Origin of the sequence: Spirillospora sp. NPDC047418, from assembly GCF_040643275.1 — a bacterium.
Classification (GTDB): Bacteria; Actinomycetota; Actinomycetes; order Streptosporangiales; family Streptosporangiaceae; genus Spirillospora.
In genome coordinates, this window is record NZ_JBEYTW010000078.1 from 1 (window position 1) to 16,568 (window position 16,568).

A 16,568-nucleotide genomic window follows, 5' to 3' on the forward strand; every position below is an offset into this window, starting at 1 on the left:
GACAGGACCTTCGACAAGCCCTATCCTCCCAGCTCGAGGGCACTTTTCTTGTCCAAACGGTCACTCCCGACCCGCCGTCCAGTGAAAGCCCGAGGCTAGGGCCGCCAAACAAGATCAGGCACGAGCGACGTTGGCTCGCCTGCTGTCTGCCCGCGCGGATGAGCCCAAGCCGTGTGCAGCACGCCGTGAGTCCTACCGAGAAGTCATCGCCGCCGTTTGCGCGATAGGTGCCGGGCGGCACACGGATCCGGTTGCCATGGCCACCCAGAGGTTGGGCATCACCTCGGAGCGGGCGGCTCGCATGGTGCGTCGCCTCGCAGTCCTGGTGGCCACCGCGGGCGTGGAGTGGACGGATCGAGTGGTCGATGCAGTGACCACCGTCACGGCCGCTCAGTGATCCCTTGATCACTACACGCTTATCCACCGGCGGATCTCCGTGGCGAGCCGACCGGTGTCGCGCACGCTTAACGTCACGCTCACCTCCAAGTCGGTCACGCTCAGGGTGAGTGAAGTGCCCTCTGTCACTGGCTGTACCACAAACCGGCGCACGACGACAGGGATGTCATCACCGATCAACCGTTCTGCAACCAGCCGGTCGGCCTGCGGCAGGCATGCAACCGTCCTGCCTCTCGCAGCCTTGAACAACTGAAGAAGGTCAGCACTGAGCGAGGGCGTGTCGAGGTCGATGCGAACAGTGATGGCCGTCTCGCCGTCTGTCAAGGTCATTACGGCGAACGGCCCATGGAACCAGGCGACGACTCCACCCCCCACCAACTCGCGCGGGCCGTAGGGACGGGCGCGGATGCGTCGCGCATACGTCTCAGGATCGGTCATTGGCTTGACCGGAGGACGTGCTCCACGCGATGCCGCTACGGTTCCCGATACTGCTGTAGACACAGGCAAGGGCGTCCAGACACATCAGTGCTCCAGTAGAAATTGTCGGAGTCAGCGTCGCGATAGGACGATCTCACCGATGCTGACGCCTGCGGGTTTGGCGTCGGTTCTGAGCAAGTGCTCGGACATCGTAAGGCCCGTAGCCAGCGACTCACGTTTCTGCGCGTAATCCTGACTCTCCGACTCGCCCAAGGAGTCCCACATTCAGTCCGCCCAGGGAATCATCCGTGCTCTAGCAAGAACCGGAGTACCGGGAACTCCCTCTCCTTAAGCCGCCAGTTCCATCAGCCTGAGCCCGGCATCATGGCCGAGCGCCGAGGTCGTGGGGATCAACCCCGGCCGCGCCGGAAGCCACCCGTGCCCACGGGGGCTTCGGCATCCCATCACTGACGCATCTCTTCGAACCATCCCGAAGTTCGCTACGCAACTTTGCTCTCATGCCCCCAACCGATGGACGGAGGAGGTTGTGCACAGAAGCTCCAGGGCGATGTGCTGGACAATGCGCGACCAGATCGGTTTGCGCTGTGCTGCCACGTGCATCGTCAGGCATACTCCAGCTAAGTGGTTGAGGTCGGCTGAGCCCCCGAGGCGGAGCGGTACGGAAGCCGCCCACGAAACTCGACCGGCCTCACGCGCCTCCTCAACGACCCGAGCCATGCACACGTTGATCAAGAAAATTTCAGCGACACGCCGGGGTCGACTGCACAACCGACGGATCGCTGCAAAGTTCGCTTCCGACCGGTCCTTCTTCCCCCTGCGCACCTGCGGCTTTACCCTGGGGTCCTCATCGCCCCTACGAGGGTTCGCAACTACTGGGGTATCTGAGTTAGCTGGCGGGTTCCCCGTTGTCCTCATCGCCCCTACGAGGGTTCGCAACTCCCGTCCGGGCCGGTCAGATGCGCGCGGCGCGCGAGTCCTCATCGCCCCTACGAGGGTTCGCAACGAGGTGTCGTTCCACCGGCCGATCGCCACGATGTACTGGTCCTCATCGCCCCTACGAGGGTTCGCAACATGCGCTGGCGTACCTCGGCCAGTTGGTTCAGATAGCGTCCTCATCGCCCCTACGAGGGTTCGCAACTGATCGTCACCGTCACCCGAGAGGCGGGGGCCGCCGTCCTCATCGCCCCTACGAGGGTTCGCAACGTGGCCGACAGGGTCGCGGCGGTGACCCGGTCGACCATGTCCTCATCGCCCCTACGAGGGTTCGCAACATCTCCGCGGTGGTCATGGTGCGCAGACGCAGCGGTCCTCATCGCCCCTACGAGGGTTCGCAACGTGCGGACGGAGGCCGGTGGCTGGGGAGGGCCTGCGGTCCTCATCGCCCCTACGAGGGTTCGCAACGCGCTGAAGCTCCAGCGGGATCGGGCGGGTGGGCCGCCGGTCCTCATCGCCCCTACGAGGGTTCGCAACCCCGGCCGGACGATGGGGAGCTTGCGCATCATGACCTGTCCTCATCGCCCCTACGAGGGTTCGCAACATGCAGCACGCCGCGATCAGCGCGGTCGGGAAGGTGTCTTCATCGCCCCTACGAGGGTTCGCAACGTCAGGCCCCTGGTCATGTCGTCCGGGAGGACGACGCGTCCTCATCGCCCCTACGAGGGTTCGCAACGTGCGGCGGCCGTCGTCGCCCTGGCTCTCTTTCCAATCCCGTCCTCATCGCCCCTACGAGGGTTTGCAACGTACACGCCGTCGGCGTCCGGCTCGCCGTACAGGTCCTCATCGCTTCTACGAGGGTTCGCAACAGGTGGTCCTCGATGAACTCGGCGAACTCGACCTGTCCTCATCGCCCCTGCGAGGGTTCGCAACCCGACGGCCGCGGCCTCCTCCCCGTACTCCTCGTGCTGTCCTCATCGCCCCTACGAGGGTTCGCAACGCGTCGGCCCACTGCTTGGACGTCAACACGAAGCGGTCCTCATCGCCCCTACGAGGGTTCGCAACGGAATGTCCTTCGTGGTTGAGTCGGCCTGCGGCCCGGTGCCGGGCTTGCTCCTGGTCCGTTTCCCGAAACCGCTCGCCGAACCCGCCCTGCTGATCTCTCGGCAATGGGCTCTCCACAGTTTCTGCCTGCTGTCAGGTGCGGCTGGGCGTTGAGCTTGATCAATGCGGGCCTGAGACGCTGTTTCGACAGCCTGCGTCAGGGCACGGATCTTGTCCTTCAGCGACCCGACGGGCCGGTCGGCCGGCGGCGCCATAGGCGAGGCACGAACTAGTGGTACGTCTACACCTTCATTAACGCCAGCGCCCTACTCGCCCCCTCAACAGGGCCGCGCACGAACAGGTAGCCGACGACGATCCGCTCCGGTCAGGGACGCATCTTTGGGAGGGCGACTCCAGCAACGCCACCGTCCGCGCCACCGGCGAGCGGTTCACGCTGCACTATCGGCTCATCACCACTTCCTGTACTTCGAGACCAGCGGGATCGGGGGGCGCCAGGCAGGCCCGATGCCCGCTCATCACATCCAGATATGGATGTGTCGCAGGCCCCTGCTGCAGAAGACGCAGAAGATCGGGGAACGTCCTAGGTGTCCATCATCCAGCCCGGTGACCCACACGAGACCGCGGTGTTCGACTCCATGCAGTGCAGGTCCGCGGACTGATCAACCAGGTAGTGCGCCGTCTGCGGGCGGCTTTGCATCAGCGGCGGCTCGACGAGCAGCGGGATCTCGGTACGCACGTGGCACCACTGACGGATACGCCTTTCCACCGGTGGTGCCCCAGCCAAACACTCTGCAGGCGACACCCTCGGCTCAGGCCGCGCCATGTCTGAGGCGGTCATGGCATTGCTCAAGCGGCTCAGTGAGCTCCGTGAACGCCGGTGTCGTCACCAGCGAAGAGTTCGAAGCCACGGAGAAGGAGCCTGCTCGACCGGCTCTTGGCAGGCGGACGCTGTTAGCGCGTGGTGCCGGTTGCGGACGTGCCGTGTGGCGCCTGGCCGGACGCGCAGGCCTCCTGATCACCTGAGCCGCACGCCATCCAGCATCAAGCGCGCCGAAGCCGACAGGCCTCGGAGTCTGACAACCAGCAGCGGGGAGCCGTGCGACGCGGATGTCCACTTTGGTGGGTTCAGGTGGTCCGCCGAGACCGCCGACATGGCATCACATGCCACATGATCACATCGGGTCTCATTGACATCTGATTGACACGTGATCTTGAAACAAGATCACTAGGAGGCCGTCAAGCCTCTGACCTGGGGGAACGGTGGAGCGGGTGACGGGAATCGAACCCGCGCTGTCAGCTTGGGAAGCTGAAGTTCTGCCATTGAACTACACCCGCGTGGGGGCGGTGGGCGCCCCATGTCGGAGTTACTGTACCGGATCGTGGGTGTGGGTGTGGGGTGGGATAGCGTTTCGGGGTGCTGCTCTCCGATCGTGACATCAGGGCCGAGCTCGAGTCTGGGCGGGTGAAGATCGACCCGTATGAGCCGGGCATGGTTCAGCCGTCCAGTGTCGACGTGCGGCTGGACCGGTACTTCCGGGTGTTCGAGAACCACAAGTATCCGCACATCGATCCGGCTGTGGAGCAGCCGGATCTGACGCGGCTGGTGGAGGTCGAGGCCGACGAGGCGTTCGTCCTGCATCCGGGGGAGTTCGTGCTGGCGTCGACGTACGAGGTGTTCGGGCTGCCGGACAATCTCGCGGCGCGGTTGGAGGGGAAGAGTTCGCTCGGGCGGCTCGGGTTGCTGACGCACTCGACGGCCGGGTGGATCGATCCCGGGTTCGGCGGTCACGTGACGTTGGAGCTGTCGAACGTGGCGACGTTGCCGATCAAGTTGTGGCCGGGGATGAAGATCGGGCAGATGTGCCTGTTCCGGACGAGTTCGCCGGCGGAGTACCCGTACGGGTCGGCGAAGTACGGGTCGCGGTACCAGAACCAGCGGGGGCCGACGCCGTCGCGGTCGTATCTGAGCTTCCACCGGACAAAGGTGTAGCTCATTCGTTACCTGAATGTGATGAGAACACCCAAAAGATGAAACATGTTCTCTGGGCGGGTAGTTTCGGGTGACGCACAGGTACGGCGTCCGGTTGACAGCCTCTTTTGAGGCCCAGGCGCTCAGGGCGACCCGTTTCCGCGCTTCGACGTGGGAACCCGGAAGGAGATCGTGTCAGTACTCCGCGCGGAAAGCGTCACCAAGCTCTTCGGTCGCAAGACGGCAGAGGCACAACGGAAACTGAAGGCGGGCGCCGAGTTGGCGGCGATCCGCGACCTCGGGGTCACACCTGCCGTGGTGGACGCCTCGTTCGAGGTCCGCGAGGGCGAGATCTTCGTGGTCATGGGCCTGTCGGGGTCGGGTAAGTCGACCCTGATCCGGATGCTGAACGGGCTGCTCGGGGTTACGTCCGGGAGCGTCGAGATCGACGGGCAGGACATCGCGAAGATGTCGCCGAAGGCGCTGCGAACGCTTCGGCAGAACAAGATCAGTATGGTCTTCCAGCACTTCGCGTTGTTCCCTCACCGGACGGTTCTGGCCAACGCCGCGTATGGGCTCGAGGTCCGCGGCGTCCCGAAGGAAGAACGTGAGAAGAAGGCCCGGGAGTTCCTGGGTCTCGTAGGTCTTGAGGGCTGGGAGGACATGCTTCCCGGCCAGTTGTCGGGCGGTATGCAGCAGCGCGTCGGGCTGGCGAGGGCGCTCGCTTCCGGGACCGACATCATCTTGATGGACGAGGCGTTCAGCGCGCTGGACCCGCTGATCCGCAGGGAGGTCCAGGACCTGCTCCTCGATCTGCAGGGGCGCTTCGGGAAGACGATCGTCTTCATCACGCACGACCTGAACGAGGCCATGCGCATAGGAGACCGCATCGCGGTGATGCGCGAGGGCCGGATCGTGCAGATCGGCACCGCCGAGGAGATCCTGACCGACCCGGCGAACGACTATGTTGCCCAGTTCGTCGCGGACGTGGACCGCACCAGGGTGCTGACCGCGTCGTCGGTCATGGAGAAGCCGCTGGTCACGGTGCTGGCGTCCACGGGCCCGCGGACGGCGCTGCGGACGATGCGCGAGCACCAGACGTCGGCCGCGTTCGTCATCGGACGCGACCGCAAGCTCGTCGGCCGGGTCCGCGCCACGCTGATCGCGGACGCGGTGCAGGAGAACGTCCAGACGCTCGACGGGCTGATCGACCCGGAGGACCCGGAGCCGGTGGCGCCGGACACCCCGGTCGCCGACCTGTTCGTCCGGGTCGCCGAGAGCGACCTGCCGGTCCCGGTCGCGGACGAGGACGGGACGCTGCTGGGCGTGATCCCGCGGGTGACGCTGCTGGCGGCGCTCGGCGCGATCAACGCGCACGTGGAGGACGTGGTCGAGCAGGAGCCGGAACTCGCGATGGCGAAGGAGGGCGGCGACGGTGAGTGATGCGATCGACCTGCCCCGGGTACCCGTCGGAGAGTGGTTCGACAACCTGGTGAGCTGGTGCACCGACAACCTGTCGTGGCTGTTCGACGGGATCGGTTCGGCGATCGAGTGGTCGGTCGACACCCTGACGACCGTGCTGACGTTCCTGCCGCCGCTGGGCCTGACCGCGGTGCTGGCCCTCATCGCGCTGGTGATCAGCGGCTGGCGGCTCGGCGTGGCCACGATCCTCGGCTTCCTGCTCGTCGACAGCATGGAACTGTGGGAACCGGCCATGGACACGCTGGCGCAGGTGCTGGTCGCGGCGGTCATCTCGACCGTCCTGGCGATCCCGGTCGGGATCGCGGCGGCCCGCAACGAGGTGGTGAGCCGGATCGTCCGGCCGGTCCTCGACTTCATGCAGACGATGCCGGCGTTCGTCTACCTGATCCCGGCGATCTTCTTCTTCAGCATCGGCGCCGTGCCCGGCGTCGTGGCCACGGTGATCTTCGCGATGCCGCCCGGAGTGCGGCTGACCGAACTCGGCATCCGCGGCGTCGACCCGGAGATGGTCGAGGCCGGCGAGGCGTTCGGGACGCCGCCGAGCCGGATCCTGACCCGGATCCAGATCCCGCTCGCGATGCCGTCGATCATGGCGGGCGTCAACCAGCTGATCATGCTGTCGCTGTCGATGGTGGTCATCGCGGGCATGGTCGGCGCGGGCGGCCTCGGCGACACGGTGCTGACCGGCATCCAGCGGACGGACGTCGCCGCCGGCTTCGAGGGCGGTGTCGCCGTCGTCGTCCTGGCGATCTACCTGGACCGGCTCACCGGTTCGCTGAGCGATGGTCCGAGCTTCCTGCGCACGCTGTTCTCGCGCGGCAAGGCGAGTCGCGGGACGGCCCCCCGCGACGTGTCCGAGCCGGCGGCGGCCGACCTCGTCGGCACCTCCGGCTGATGCCGGAAGGGCCCGGGCCGATAGGACCTGGGCCCGGCGGAAGTCCCGCTCCCCCACCTCAAACCATGCAAGCAACGAAAGGAAGGGCATGCGCCTCAAATTCAAGGGAGTGATGGTCGCGGCGTTGTCATTGACGCTGGGCCTGACCGCCGCGGGATGCGGCGATTCGGACTCTGATTCCGGCTCCGGCGATAGTGGCAAGAGCATTACGATCGGCATGGTCACGGGCTGGGCCGAGGGTGAGGCGGCCACCGCGCTCTGGAAGCGGCTGCTGACCGACAAGGGCTACGACGTGGAGGTCAAGAACCTCGACACGGGCCCGCTGTACCAGGGCATGTCCAAGGGGGATGTCGACCTGTTCCTGGACTCCTGGCTGCCCGGCACCCACGAGGACTACTGGAAGAAGTACGGCGACAAGCTGGAGAAGGTCGGCAGCTGGTACGACTCGGCGCCGCTCACCATCGCGGTCCCGGACTACTCGCCGCTGCAGTCGCTGGAAGACCTCAAGGGCAAGGGCAAGACGTACGACGGCAAGATCGTCGGTATCGAGAAGAGCTCCGGCCTGTACCGGGTGTCGCAGGAGGACATGCTTCCCGCGTACGGCCTGGAGGACGAGTACAAGGTGACGACGTCCTCGACGGCGGCGATGCTGACCGAGCTGAAGAAGGCCATCGACGCCAAGGAGGACATCATCGTCACCCTGTGGCGTCCGCACTGGGCGTACGCGAAGTACCCCATCCGCGACCTGAAGGACCCGAAGGGCGCGATGGGCAAGCCCGACACCATCTTCACCGTCGGCCGTAAGGGCTTCGCCAAGGACCAGCCGGACGTCGCCGCCTGGCTGAAGAAGTTCAAGATGGACGACAAGCAGCTGGGGTCCCTTGAGGACCTCATGGAGAACAAGTACAAGGGCAACCCCGACAAGGCCGTCGACGAGTGGTTGAAGACCAACCAGAGCTACGCGACGTCTCTGACGAGCTGACCGTCTTCAACAGCTGACCGTTTTCTACGGCTGACCGTTTCTACGGGCGGCCGAACAGGTGCGGTCCAGTAGCGGAGGAAGGGCCGTCCGGTGACCCCGGGCGGCCCTTCGCCGTGCGCGGGGTCATCCGGCGAGGCTCACGCTGAACAGGACGGCCACGATGCCGAGTCCGGTGGCGCAGAGCGTCATGACGCGCGGGTGGACGCTGTGCGCCTCCGGCAGGATCTCGGCGGCGGCGAGGTACAGCAGGACGCCCGCGAACGTCCCCAGGTAGGGCCCGAGGACGGCTTCCGGGACGGTCGCCAGTGTCCCGATCGCGGCGCCGGCGACGGGTGCGGCGGCGTCCGCGAGCAGCAGGAGGATGGCGGGACGGCGGTCGGCGCGGTTCAGCGAGGCCGCGGTGAAGGTGTTGAACCCGTCCGCGAAGTCGTGCGTGATCACGGCCAGCGCCACGAACACGCCGACGTCGGTGCCGGACTGGAACCCGAGGCCGATGCTGAGGCCGTCCACCAGGCTGTGCAGGACGAGCGCCGACGCGGCGAGCAATCCGCCCGCGCCCCCGCCCCCGTTCGCGCCCTCGGCAGCGTCGGAGCCGCCGCCGCCGATGCCGTGCGCGTGGACGTGCGGCGCGTACTCGTCCTCGTGCGCCCGGTGGATCGCGACGGCCTGCTCGACCACGTGCAGCAGCACGAACCCGGCCGCGAAGCCGATCATCGGCGCGGGCACGCCGAGCGGGTGGTCCCGGGTCATCTCCAGCGACTCGGGGATCAGGTCGAAGGCGACGACGCCGAGCATGAGCCCGCCCGCCAGCCCGAGGACGAGGTGCCGCCGGTCGCGGATCCGCATCGCCGCGAAGCCACCGGCGAGCGTCATCACGAACGCGAGGACGGACACGAGCACGGCCATCCCCGTGTCTTACCAGGGAGCCCCGGTTCGGAACCTCGCCGTCGTCGCCGACCACGGCGGGAGGAGGCGCCGCCCGCCCGGCGCGCGCCCGCGGCCCCGGGACGCGCCGAGCGGACGGACGATCATCAGAGGCCGTCGCCGTCGACCACGGCCTCGGCGGGCGGGCGGCTGACGTCCACCGGCGTCCCGTAGGCGAGGTACTCGATGCGGTTGCCGGGCCCGCCGTCCAGCCGCAGCACGTACGGCTCTCCCCGCGTCGCGACCTGGATCTCCACGCCGGGCCCGCCGGTGAGGGTGAGGGCGGGCGTTCCGGCGACCGTCCCGGCCCGGCCCGTCCTCCAGGTGCCTGCTTCCTTCAGAGCCTCCTTCATCAGGGACATCCGGTCCGTGAATGCGGCCAGGTCCTTGAAGTCGGCGCTGTTCGCGGTCGTTTTGATGTGCTTGCCGGAGAGCAACTGCACCGCGCTCTTTCCGCCGATCTCCTTCAAGAACGCCTTGTTCCCCCTGAAGTAGACGGTCTTGCCGACCCTGATGATCTCGACGCGCTGCTTCCCCTGCTGGAACCAGCCGGTCGCCTTCGTCTTCCCCGCGAAGCGGAAGTCGAGCGCGATCTTGCCGTCGCCGTCCTCGATCTGGCCGCGCATCCGCAGGTAGCGCGCGGACGCCGTCGCCTTGCGGGCGCGCGACAGGATCTCGGCGGGCCGCAGCTTCTCCACCCCGTTGGACGCCGCGGCGGTCGCGCTCGCGGACGGACGCGCGGACGCCGGCGCCGTCTTCGATGTCGTCGCGGCGTCCTCGGCGGGCCCGCAGGCCGCGCCGGTCGCGAGCGCGAGAACGATCACGGCCGACAGCCGGCCGGCCCGCAGTCGATGCTGAGGCATCCCCTGTTCCCCCTCTGTGCCTTTCATGGGACATCACCCGCGATGTCCAGAAAGAGCCTGACGCGGGCGGATGCGGGACCACTGTCGTTATGCTGCGGTCACTGCGCCCCTGCTGCCGAACGACTGCCGGGGACCGGGAACGGGGGTGGTCGCGCTGTCGGGCGAGGAATCGTCACCGCGCTTCGAGATCCTGGGCCGGCCGGCCGCCTGGCGGGACGGACGGGAGCTCGACCTCGGGCCGGGCAAGCAGCGCGCGGTCCTCGCCGTCTTGCTGCTGACGCCCCGCCGCCCGGTGCCGACGGCGTCGATCGTGGCGGCGGTGTGGGGGGACGATCCCCCTGACAACGGGGCGAACGTCGTCCAGAAGTACGTGGCCGGGCTGCGCCGCGTCCTGGAACCGGACCGTTCGCCGCGCACTCCGGGACGGCTGCTGACGCTGACCGCCGGCGGGTACGCGCTGCACGTCCCGCCGGAGGGCCTCGACACCGAGGTCTTCCAGGAGCGGGTGAAGGCGGCGCACGCCGCCGGGGACGCGGCACGCACCGAGGAGATGCTCCGCGAGGCGCTCGCCATGTGGCGGGGCCCGGCGCTGGCGGGACTGAGCGGCGCCTTCTTCGACGCGGCGCGCGACCGCCTTGAGGAGATGCGCGCGGCGGCCCTGGCAGCGTGCGCCGAAGCCGGTCTGGAGTCGGGGGAACACGCGCGGCTGGTGCCCGAACTGCTCCGGCTCGTCGCCGAGTTCCCGCTCCGCGAGGGCTTCCGGTACCTGCTCATGCTGGCCCTCTACCGGTGCGGCCGCCAGGCCGAGGCCCTCGCCGCCTACCGCGACGCGCACGACTTCCTCTCGGACGAGTTCGGCGTCGAACCCGGCGAACGGCTACGCGACCTGCACCTCGCCATCCTCCGCTCCGACCCCGCCCTGAAACCGCCCCCGAAGACGAAGGCGCCGGCAACACCAGAGCAACCCGACACACCGCCCGCCCACCCCGAACCAGCCCATTCCATCCCACAACCAGCCCTGCCGCCGACCACCCCGCTGCTCGGCGTGCCGCCAACGGACCTCCTGCACGGCGTCCCGCCGGCCCGCCCGCTCCACGGCGCCCCGCGGCCCGAGTTGCCGTACGGCGGTTCGCCGGCGGTCAGGCCCGTTGCGGGGGCGCGGTTCGGTGATTGGGCGCCGTCCGCGTCGCCGGCGGGGCGGCGGGTTCCGTGGGTGCTGCGGGCCGTCCTTCTGGTGCTTCCGCCGCTCAGCTTCGGCCTGTTGACCTGGACTCTGGTCGCCTACTACGCGGCGCGCCGGCGGAGTCGCGGGCTCGGGCTGATGGCGGCCGGCTATCTGGCGCTGTCGGTCGTCTTCCTGGTCGGTGCCACGAGCGGCGACCCCGATCAGAGCAGCCCGTGGGACGGTCCGCTCTTCTTCGCGCTGCTGGCGACGATGTTCGGCGGCGCCGTGCACCTCGCCCTTCTCACGGCCGACTCGCCGCCGCCACCGGTGCACCAGGGCGGCTCGCCCGTGCCGGACGTCCAGCTGATCGAGCGGAGGATCCGCCGGGAGCAGGCCCGGTCACTGGCGGCGTCCCACCCGGCGATCGCCCACCGGTTGGGGATCGGACGTCCTGACCTGCCCAGCGGATTCGACGACGGCGGGCTGGTGGACGTCAACTCCGCGCCCGAGCACGTGCTCGCCTCGCTGCCCGGACTGGACGCCCACCACGCGAAGCTCATCGTGCTCGCCCGCACGGCGCACGGCCCGCTCGCCTCCGTGGACGACCTCGTGGCCCGCCGGATCCTGCCCTACCAGGTCGTGCACGCATGCCGCGAGACGATGATCGCCGTCCCGCCGCTGCGCGACAACGAACTCGTCATCTGACCTCGGACTCGGGCGTCACGCTCGGCAGATGGGAAGGACCCCAGGCCGGGTGCGACCTGGGGTCCTGCTACGTGCCGTGTTATTCGGCGGCGACGGTCTCCTTCTCGGTGGTCTTGCCGCCGTCGTCGCCCTTAATGGAGCGGATGAGGAGCTGGGAGACGTCCACGACCTCCAGCGACTCCTTGGCCGCGCCCTCGTTCTTCTTCTCGTTGATGGCGTCGCCCAGCATCACCAGGCAGAACGGGCAGGCGGTGGAGACGGTGTCGGGGTTGGTCTCCAGGGCCTCGTCCACGCGCTCGGTGTTGATGCGCTTGCCGATGCGCTCTTCCATCCACATCCGGGCGCCGCCGGCGCCGCAGCAGAAGCCGCGGTCCTTGTGCCGGTGCATCTCCTGCGTCTTGACGCCGGGGACGGTCGCCATGATGTCGCGCGGCTGCTTGTAGACCTTGTTGTGGCGGCCCAGGAAGCAGGGGTCGTGGTAGGTGATGTTCTCCTCGATCGGGGTGACCGGGGTGAGCTTGCCGGTGTCCACGAGGTGCGCGAGCAGCTGGGTGTGGTGGACGACCTCGTAGTTCCCGCCGATCTGCGGGTACTCGTTGGCCAGGGTGTTGAAGCAGTGCGGGCAGGTCGCGACGATCTTCTTGACGCCCGCGTCGTTCAGCGTCTCGACGTTCTGCTGGCCGAGCATCTGGAAGACGAACTCCATGCCCAGGCGGCGGGCCGGGTCACCGGTGCACGCCTCCATGGGGCCGAGGACGGCGAACTTGACGCCCGCGATGTGCAGCAGCTCGGCGACGGCCTTGGTGGTCTTCTTGGCCCGGTCCTCCAGGGCGCCGGCGCAGCCGACCCAGAACAGGTACTCGGTGTCCTCGGCGACCTTGTCGTCGACGACCTGCACCTCGAAGTCCAGCTCCTCGATCCAGTCGAGGCGCTTCATCTCCGACATGCCCCACGGGTTGCCCTTGTTCTCCAGGTTCTTCAGCATGACGCCGGCCTCGCTCGGGAACGAGGACTCGATCATGACCTGGAAGCGGCGCATGTCCAGGATGTGGTCGATGTGCTCGATGTCGACCGGGCACTGCTCGACGCACGCACCGCAGTTGGTGCAGGACCACAGGACGTCGGGGTGGATGACGCCGTCGTCGGCGACGAGCGGCTTGTCCACCTGCATGGCGAGCTTCTGCTCGTCGGTGAACTTGGCGCGCTCCTCCTCGGACGCGGTGAGGTACGGCGCCTTGGCGAGCGCGTGGTCGCGCAGCTCCAGGATGAGCATCTTCGGCGACAGCGGCTTGCCGGTGTTCCAGGCGGGGCACTGCGACTGGCAGCGACCGCACTCGGTGCAGGTCGCCATGTCGAGGAAGCCCTTCCAGGTGAAGTCCTCGATCTTGCCGCGGCCGAAGACGTCCTCGTCGGGGTCGGCCTCCTCGAAGTCGAGCGGCTTGCCGCCCGACATCATCGGCTGCGCGGCGCCGAGGCCGTCCGGGCGGCGCTTGAACATGACGTTCAGCGGCGCCAGGAAGATGTGCAGGTGCTTGGAGTGGACGACGAACACCAGGAAGATCAGCGCGACGGCGATGTGCAGCAGCAGCCCGATCGACTCCAGGATCTCCAGCGTGTCGTGGCTCATGCCCTCGAAGGGCTGGCCGACCAGGTAGGAGAAGTAGGCGCCCTTGCCGTAGGGGAAGTTGCCGCTGGCCCGCTCGACGCCGCGGAAGAAGAACATCGTCCAGATCACGTTGAAGATCAGGAACAGCGTCCACCAGGCGCCGGACAGGTGCGAGCCCTTGAACCGGGACTTGCGGTCCAGCCGCTTCGGCGAGTTCTTGAACCGGATCGCGGTGAAGGTGATCAGGCCGGCGGTGCACGCGAGCGCGATGGTGTCCTGGACGAAGCCGATCGGCGGCCAGGTCTGCAGGCCCGGGATCTTGGCGTCCAGCCCGAACAGCAGCGCGACGGCGGCCTCGATGTAGACGGTCAGCAGCAGGAAGAACGCCCACATCACCGCGAAGTGCGCCGCGCCCGCCAGCGTCCACTTCAGCAGTTTGCGCTGCCCCAGGACCTCGACGGCCTGGCCCTCGACGGCCTTCCTGGGCTCACGCTTGACCTGCAGCGTCCGCTCGGGGTCGGGCTCCCCGCTCATGGCGATCTTGTACAGGAACAGCACCCGCCGACCGGCGAGCGCCAGAGCGACCGCCGTACCGGCGAGCCCAATGACCAACGTGATCCAGAACACTGTTCCGTCCTCCTGGGGTACGGGCGATGGCAGTCAGCGTAGGGCTCGCGACAAACTGCTCGTCATCCGGGCCCGAATACTACTCGGTAGTAGCTTATGCGTCACACGCCCTGGTCAGACCTGCATTCGGCCCCTTCCCGGGGTGGTGCGGCACCGAACCGGGTATGTGTCGCCCGTCATACCTTAGAGATGCGCATTCCGATGAGTATCAGCGGGTTCCCGAGTCCATACCACAGGGCGGCGCCCGTCCAGGGCGGTCCCGTCCACCGGTACGACCAACGGAGGACCCGAGATGACCTCGACGCCCGACCTCACGCCCGCGTCCCGGCGCATGGCCGCGCTGCTCGCGAACGTCCCCGACCACCGGCTCACCGCGCCGACCCCCTGCGCGGACACCTCCCTCGGCGCGCTCCTCGACCATGTCAACGGCCTGGCCCTCGCCTTCACCTGGGCCGCCGCCAAGCACTTCCCGGGCGGAGAGTCGCCGCCGCCGTCCGCCGACGCGTCCAGCCTCCCGCCGGACTGGCGTGCCCGCATCCCCGAGCAGCTCGACGCCCTCGCCGCCGCCTGGCGCTCCCCCGACGCCTGGCAGGGGATGACGAAGGCGGGCGGCCTCGATCTGCCCGGCGCCGAGGCGGGGAACGTCGCGATGAACGAGCTGGTCGTGCACGGCTGGGACATCGCCCGCACCACCGGCCAGCCCTACGAGGTCGGCGAGGACGAGATCGACTCCTGCCTCGCCTTCGTCGCCCCCGCGGTGGAGCAGAGCGACGGCAAGGGCATCCCCGGGCTCTTCGGCCCGGCCGTCGACGTCCCCGCCGACGCCCCCGCCCTGGACCGCCTCATCGCCCTGACCGGCCGCACCCCCTCCTGGACGCCAACGCCCCCGGTCCGGCGGCCCGACCGCCGGGCCGGCGGTTCCGCTTGACGCACACATCAGCTAACGGTTAGCTATTAGCTAGCCGTTAGGTGTGAGCGCGGCGTTCCCGGCGGCGTCACCAGCGGCGCGGCGATCTGTACCACCGCCACACCAGGAGGGACGATCGCGCATGCAGGACGCGGTGCTGGCGATGCTCGCGAAGGAACCGTCACACGGGTACGGCCTGCGTGCGCGGTTGCGGCGGGCCCTCGGGCCGCTCGGCGAGTCGATGAACGCGGGCCAGGTCTACGTGACCCTGGCCCGGCTGGAGAAGGCGGGGTTGGTCGCCTGCGAACGCGCCGACGGCCTCCCGGACCGTCCCGACCGCAAGGTGTACGCGCTGACGCCGGCCGGGCAGCAGCGCGTGGCCGCGTGGCTGACCGAGGTGAACTGGCCGAAACCGAACCTGGCGGAGTTCCATCTCAAGCTCGCCGCCGCCGCTGCGGCCCGGCTCGCCGACCCCGTCGCCCTGGTGGACGCGCAGCGCCGCGAACTGCTGCGGCGCCTGGGCGAAGTGCAGCGCGCGGTGCTCGCCGAGCCGGACGGCTCCACCGCCGGCCTGCTGCTGGAAGGCGTCGCGTTGCGGCTGCAGGCGGACCTGCGCTGGCTGGAGGCCTGCGAGCGCCGCTGGTCGAGGACCGAGAACGAATCCGAGGGTGCATGAACGAGTTCGGCGCCGTCCTGCAGGTCCGCGGCCTGCGCAAGGAGCACGGCGAGGGGCAGGGCCTGGTCCGGGCGGTCGATGACGTCGACCTAGACGTACCGGCGGCACAGATGCTGGCGGTGATGGGGCCCAGCGGTTGCGGGAAGTCCACCCTGCTGCATCTGCTGGGCGGCTTGGAGCGGCCCAGCGGCGGGGAGGTGTGGTTGGCCGGACGGCGGATCGACACCCTCGGCGAGCGGGGGCTGGCCCGGTTGCGGCGCCGGTCGGTGGGTTTCGTCTTCCAGGCGTTCCACCTGGTGGAGGAGCTTTCGGCGGCGGAGAACGTGGAGTTGCCCGCGCTCCTCGCCGGACGCTCACCACGCGCGGCGAGGCGTCGCGCCGCCGACCTGCTGGAGCGGTTCGGGCTCGCCGACCGCGCCCGGCACCTGCCCTCACAGCTGTCCGGCGGGCAACGCCAGCGGGTCGCCATCGCCCGCGCGATGGCCAACGAGCCGCTCGTCCTGCTGGCCGACGAGCCGACCGGGAACCTGGACACCGCGGCGACGCTCGATGTGCTGCGCCTCTTCGCGGAGCTGCGTTCCACCGGCCAGACCCTGGTGATCGTCACACACGACGAGCGGGTCGCCGCCACCGCCGACCGGCTGCTCTCGATGCGGGACGGGACGTTCGTCGACGACACCCTGCTGGCGAACACCAACTCGATGGGCAGGGAGCCGGTGGGCACCGACCCGGCGGGCACTGACCTGCCAGGCACCCGCCCGGCGAACACCGAGGGGGTAGACGCTGATCCGGTGGACGCTGGTCCGCCGGGCGGCGGTCCGGCAAGCGACGGCCCGGTGGGCCGTGGTCCGGTGGGTGGCGAGTGGCTGGGGGATGGCCTTCCGGGTCGCGAGCGGGTGGGGGGCCTGGGCGGGCTGATCGGGCTGGAGGACTGA

At 68.6% G+C, this 16,568-nt stretch carries 12 protein-coding genes, 1 tRNA gene, 1 pseudogene and 1 CRISPR repeat array; of the genes and pseudogenes, 8 read left to right on the forward strand and 6 right to left on the reverse strand.

All coding sequences use genetic code 11. The features are described from left to right. Positions 1-408: 408 nt before the first annotated feature. The 3 genes from ABZ806_RS33930 to ABZ806_RS33940 all read right to left on the reverse strand — a co-directional run bounded on the left by ABZ806_RS33930 (position 409) and on the right by ABZ806_RS33940 (position 4,167). Positions 409-834, reverse strand: coding sequence for a hypothetical protein (locus tag ABZ806_RS33930; protein ID WP_500221546.1), 426 nt, complete (start codon positions 832-834; stop codon positions 409-411). A gap of 840 nt (positions 835-1,674) precedes the next feature. Further along, positions 1,675-2,832: a CRISPR direct-repeat array (repeat unit 30 nt; unit sequence GTCCTCATCGCCCCTACGAGGGTTCGCAAC). Between the two features lie 580 nt (positions 2,833-3,412). Further along, the gene (locus ABZ806_RS33935; protein WP_500221547.1) at positions 3,413-3,568 is read right to left on the reverse strand and encodes a hypothetical protein; all 156 of its coding nucleotides are present in this window, start codon (positions 3,566-3,568) and stop codon (positions 3,413-3,415) included. 525 nt (positions 3,569-4,093) lie between these two features. Beyond that, a tRNA-Gly gene (locus ABZ806_RS33940) sits at positions 4,094-4,167 on the reverse strand. A 79-nt stretch (positions 4,168-4,246) separates the two neighbouring features. Between ABZ806_RS33940 and dcd the strand changes: the two genes are divergently transcribed. The 4 genes and pseudogenes from dcd (at position 4,247) to ABZ806_RS33960 (ending at position 8,160) form a co-directional block, all read left to right on the forward strand. Continuing rightward, positions 4,247-4,822, forward strand: coding sequence for a dCTP deaminase (gene dcd, locus ABZ806_RS33945; RefSeq protein WP_500221548.1), 576 nt, complete (start codon positions 4,247-4,249; stop codon positions 4,820-4,822). 171 nt (positions 4,823-4,993) lie between these two features. Beyond that, positions 4,994-6,244, forward strand: coding sequence for a quaternary amine ABC transporter ATP-binding protein (locus ABZ806_RS33950; protein WP_500221549.1), 1,251 nt, complete (start codon positions 4,994-4,996; stop codon positions 6,242-6,244). 169 nt (positions 6,245-6,413) lie between these two features. Continuing rightward, positions 6,414-7,064 (forward strand): annotated as a pseudogene (locus ABZ806_RS33955) (ABC transporter permease); the annotation flags it as partial. Positions 7,065-7,290: 226 nt separating this feature from the next. Continuing rightward, positions 7,291-8,160 (forward strand): glycine betaine ABC transporter substrate-binding protein, encoded by an 870-nt coding sequence (locus ABZ806_RS33960; protein ID WP_500221577.1) that lies wholly within the window; start codon positions 7,291-7,293, stop codon positions 8,158-8,160. Between the two features lie 123 nt (positions 8,161-8,283). On the opposite strand, the gene ABZ806_RS33965 is transcribed toward ABZ806_RS33960, so the two are convergent. Both ABZ806_RS33965 and ABZ806_RS33970 read right to left on the reverse strand, forming a co-directional pair. Then, a complete protein-coding gene (locus ABZ806_RS33965; RefSeq protein ID WP_500221550.1) occupies positions 8,284-9,066 on the reverse strand; it encodes a ZIP family metal transporter in 783 nt (260 codons plus the stop codon). Between the two features lie 125 nt (positions 9,067-9,191). Further along, positions 9,192-9,947, reverse strand: coding sequence for a hypothetical protein (locus ABZ806_RS33970; protein ID WP_500221551.1), 756 nt, complete (start codon positions 9,945-9,947; stop codon positions 9,192-9,194). 145 nt (positions 9,948-10,092) lie between these two features. Between ABZ806_RS33970 and ABZ806_RS33975 the strand changes: the two genes are divergently transcribed. Next, positions 10,093-11,817 (forward strand): AfsR/SARP family transcriptional regulator, encoded by a 1,725-nt coding sequence (locus tag ABZ806_RS33975; protein ID WP_500221552.1) that lies wholly within the window; start codon positions 10,093-10,095, stop codon positions 11,815-11,817. A gap of 79 nt (positions 11,818-11,896) precedes the next feature. Here the strand turns inward: ABZ806_RS33975 and ABZ806_RS33980 are convergent, their stop codons facing one another. Further along, on the reverse strand, positions 11,897-14,050 hold the full coding sequence (locus ABZ806_RS33980) for a (Fe-S)-binding protein (protein WP_500221553.1): 2,154 nt from the start codon (positions 14,048-14,050) through the stop codon (positions 11,897-11,899). A gap of 292 nt (positions 14,051-14,342) precedes the next feature. Here ABZ806_RS33980 and ABZ806_RS33985 point away from each other — a divergent pair, with 292 nt between their 5' ends. The 3 genes from ABZ806_RS33985 (at position 14,343) to ABZ806_RS33995 (ending at position 16,568) form a co-directional block, all read left to right on the forward strand. Beyond that, positions 14,343-14,978, forward strand: coding sequence for a TIGR03086 family metal-binding protein (locus ABZ806_RS33985; RefSeq protein ID WP_500221554.1), 636 nt, complete (start codon positions 14,343-14,345; stop codon positions 14,976-14,978). A gap of 121 nt (positions 14,979-15,099) precedes the next feature. Then, a complete protein-coding gene (locus ABZ806_RS33990; RefSeq protein WP_500221555.1) occupies positions 15,100-15,633 on the forward strand; it encodes a PadR family transcriptional regulator in 534 nt (177 codons plus the stop codon). Then, a complete protein-coding gene (locus ABZ806_RS33995; protein ID WP_500221556.1) occupies positions 15,630-16,568 on the forward strand; it encodes an ABC transporter ATP-binding protein in 939 nt (312 codons plus the stop codon). The genes ABZ806_RS33990 and ABZ806_RS33995 overlap by 4 nt, the downstream gene beginning before the upstream one ends.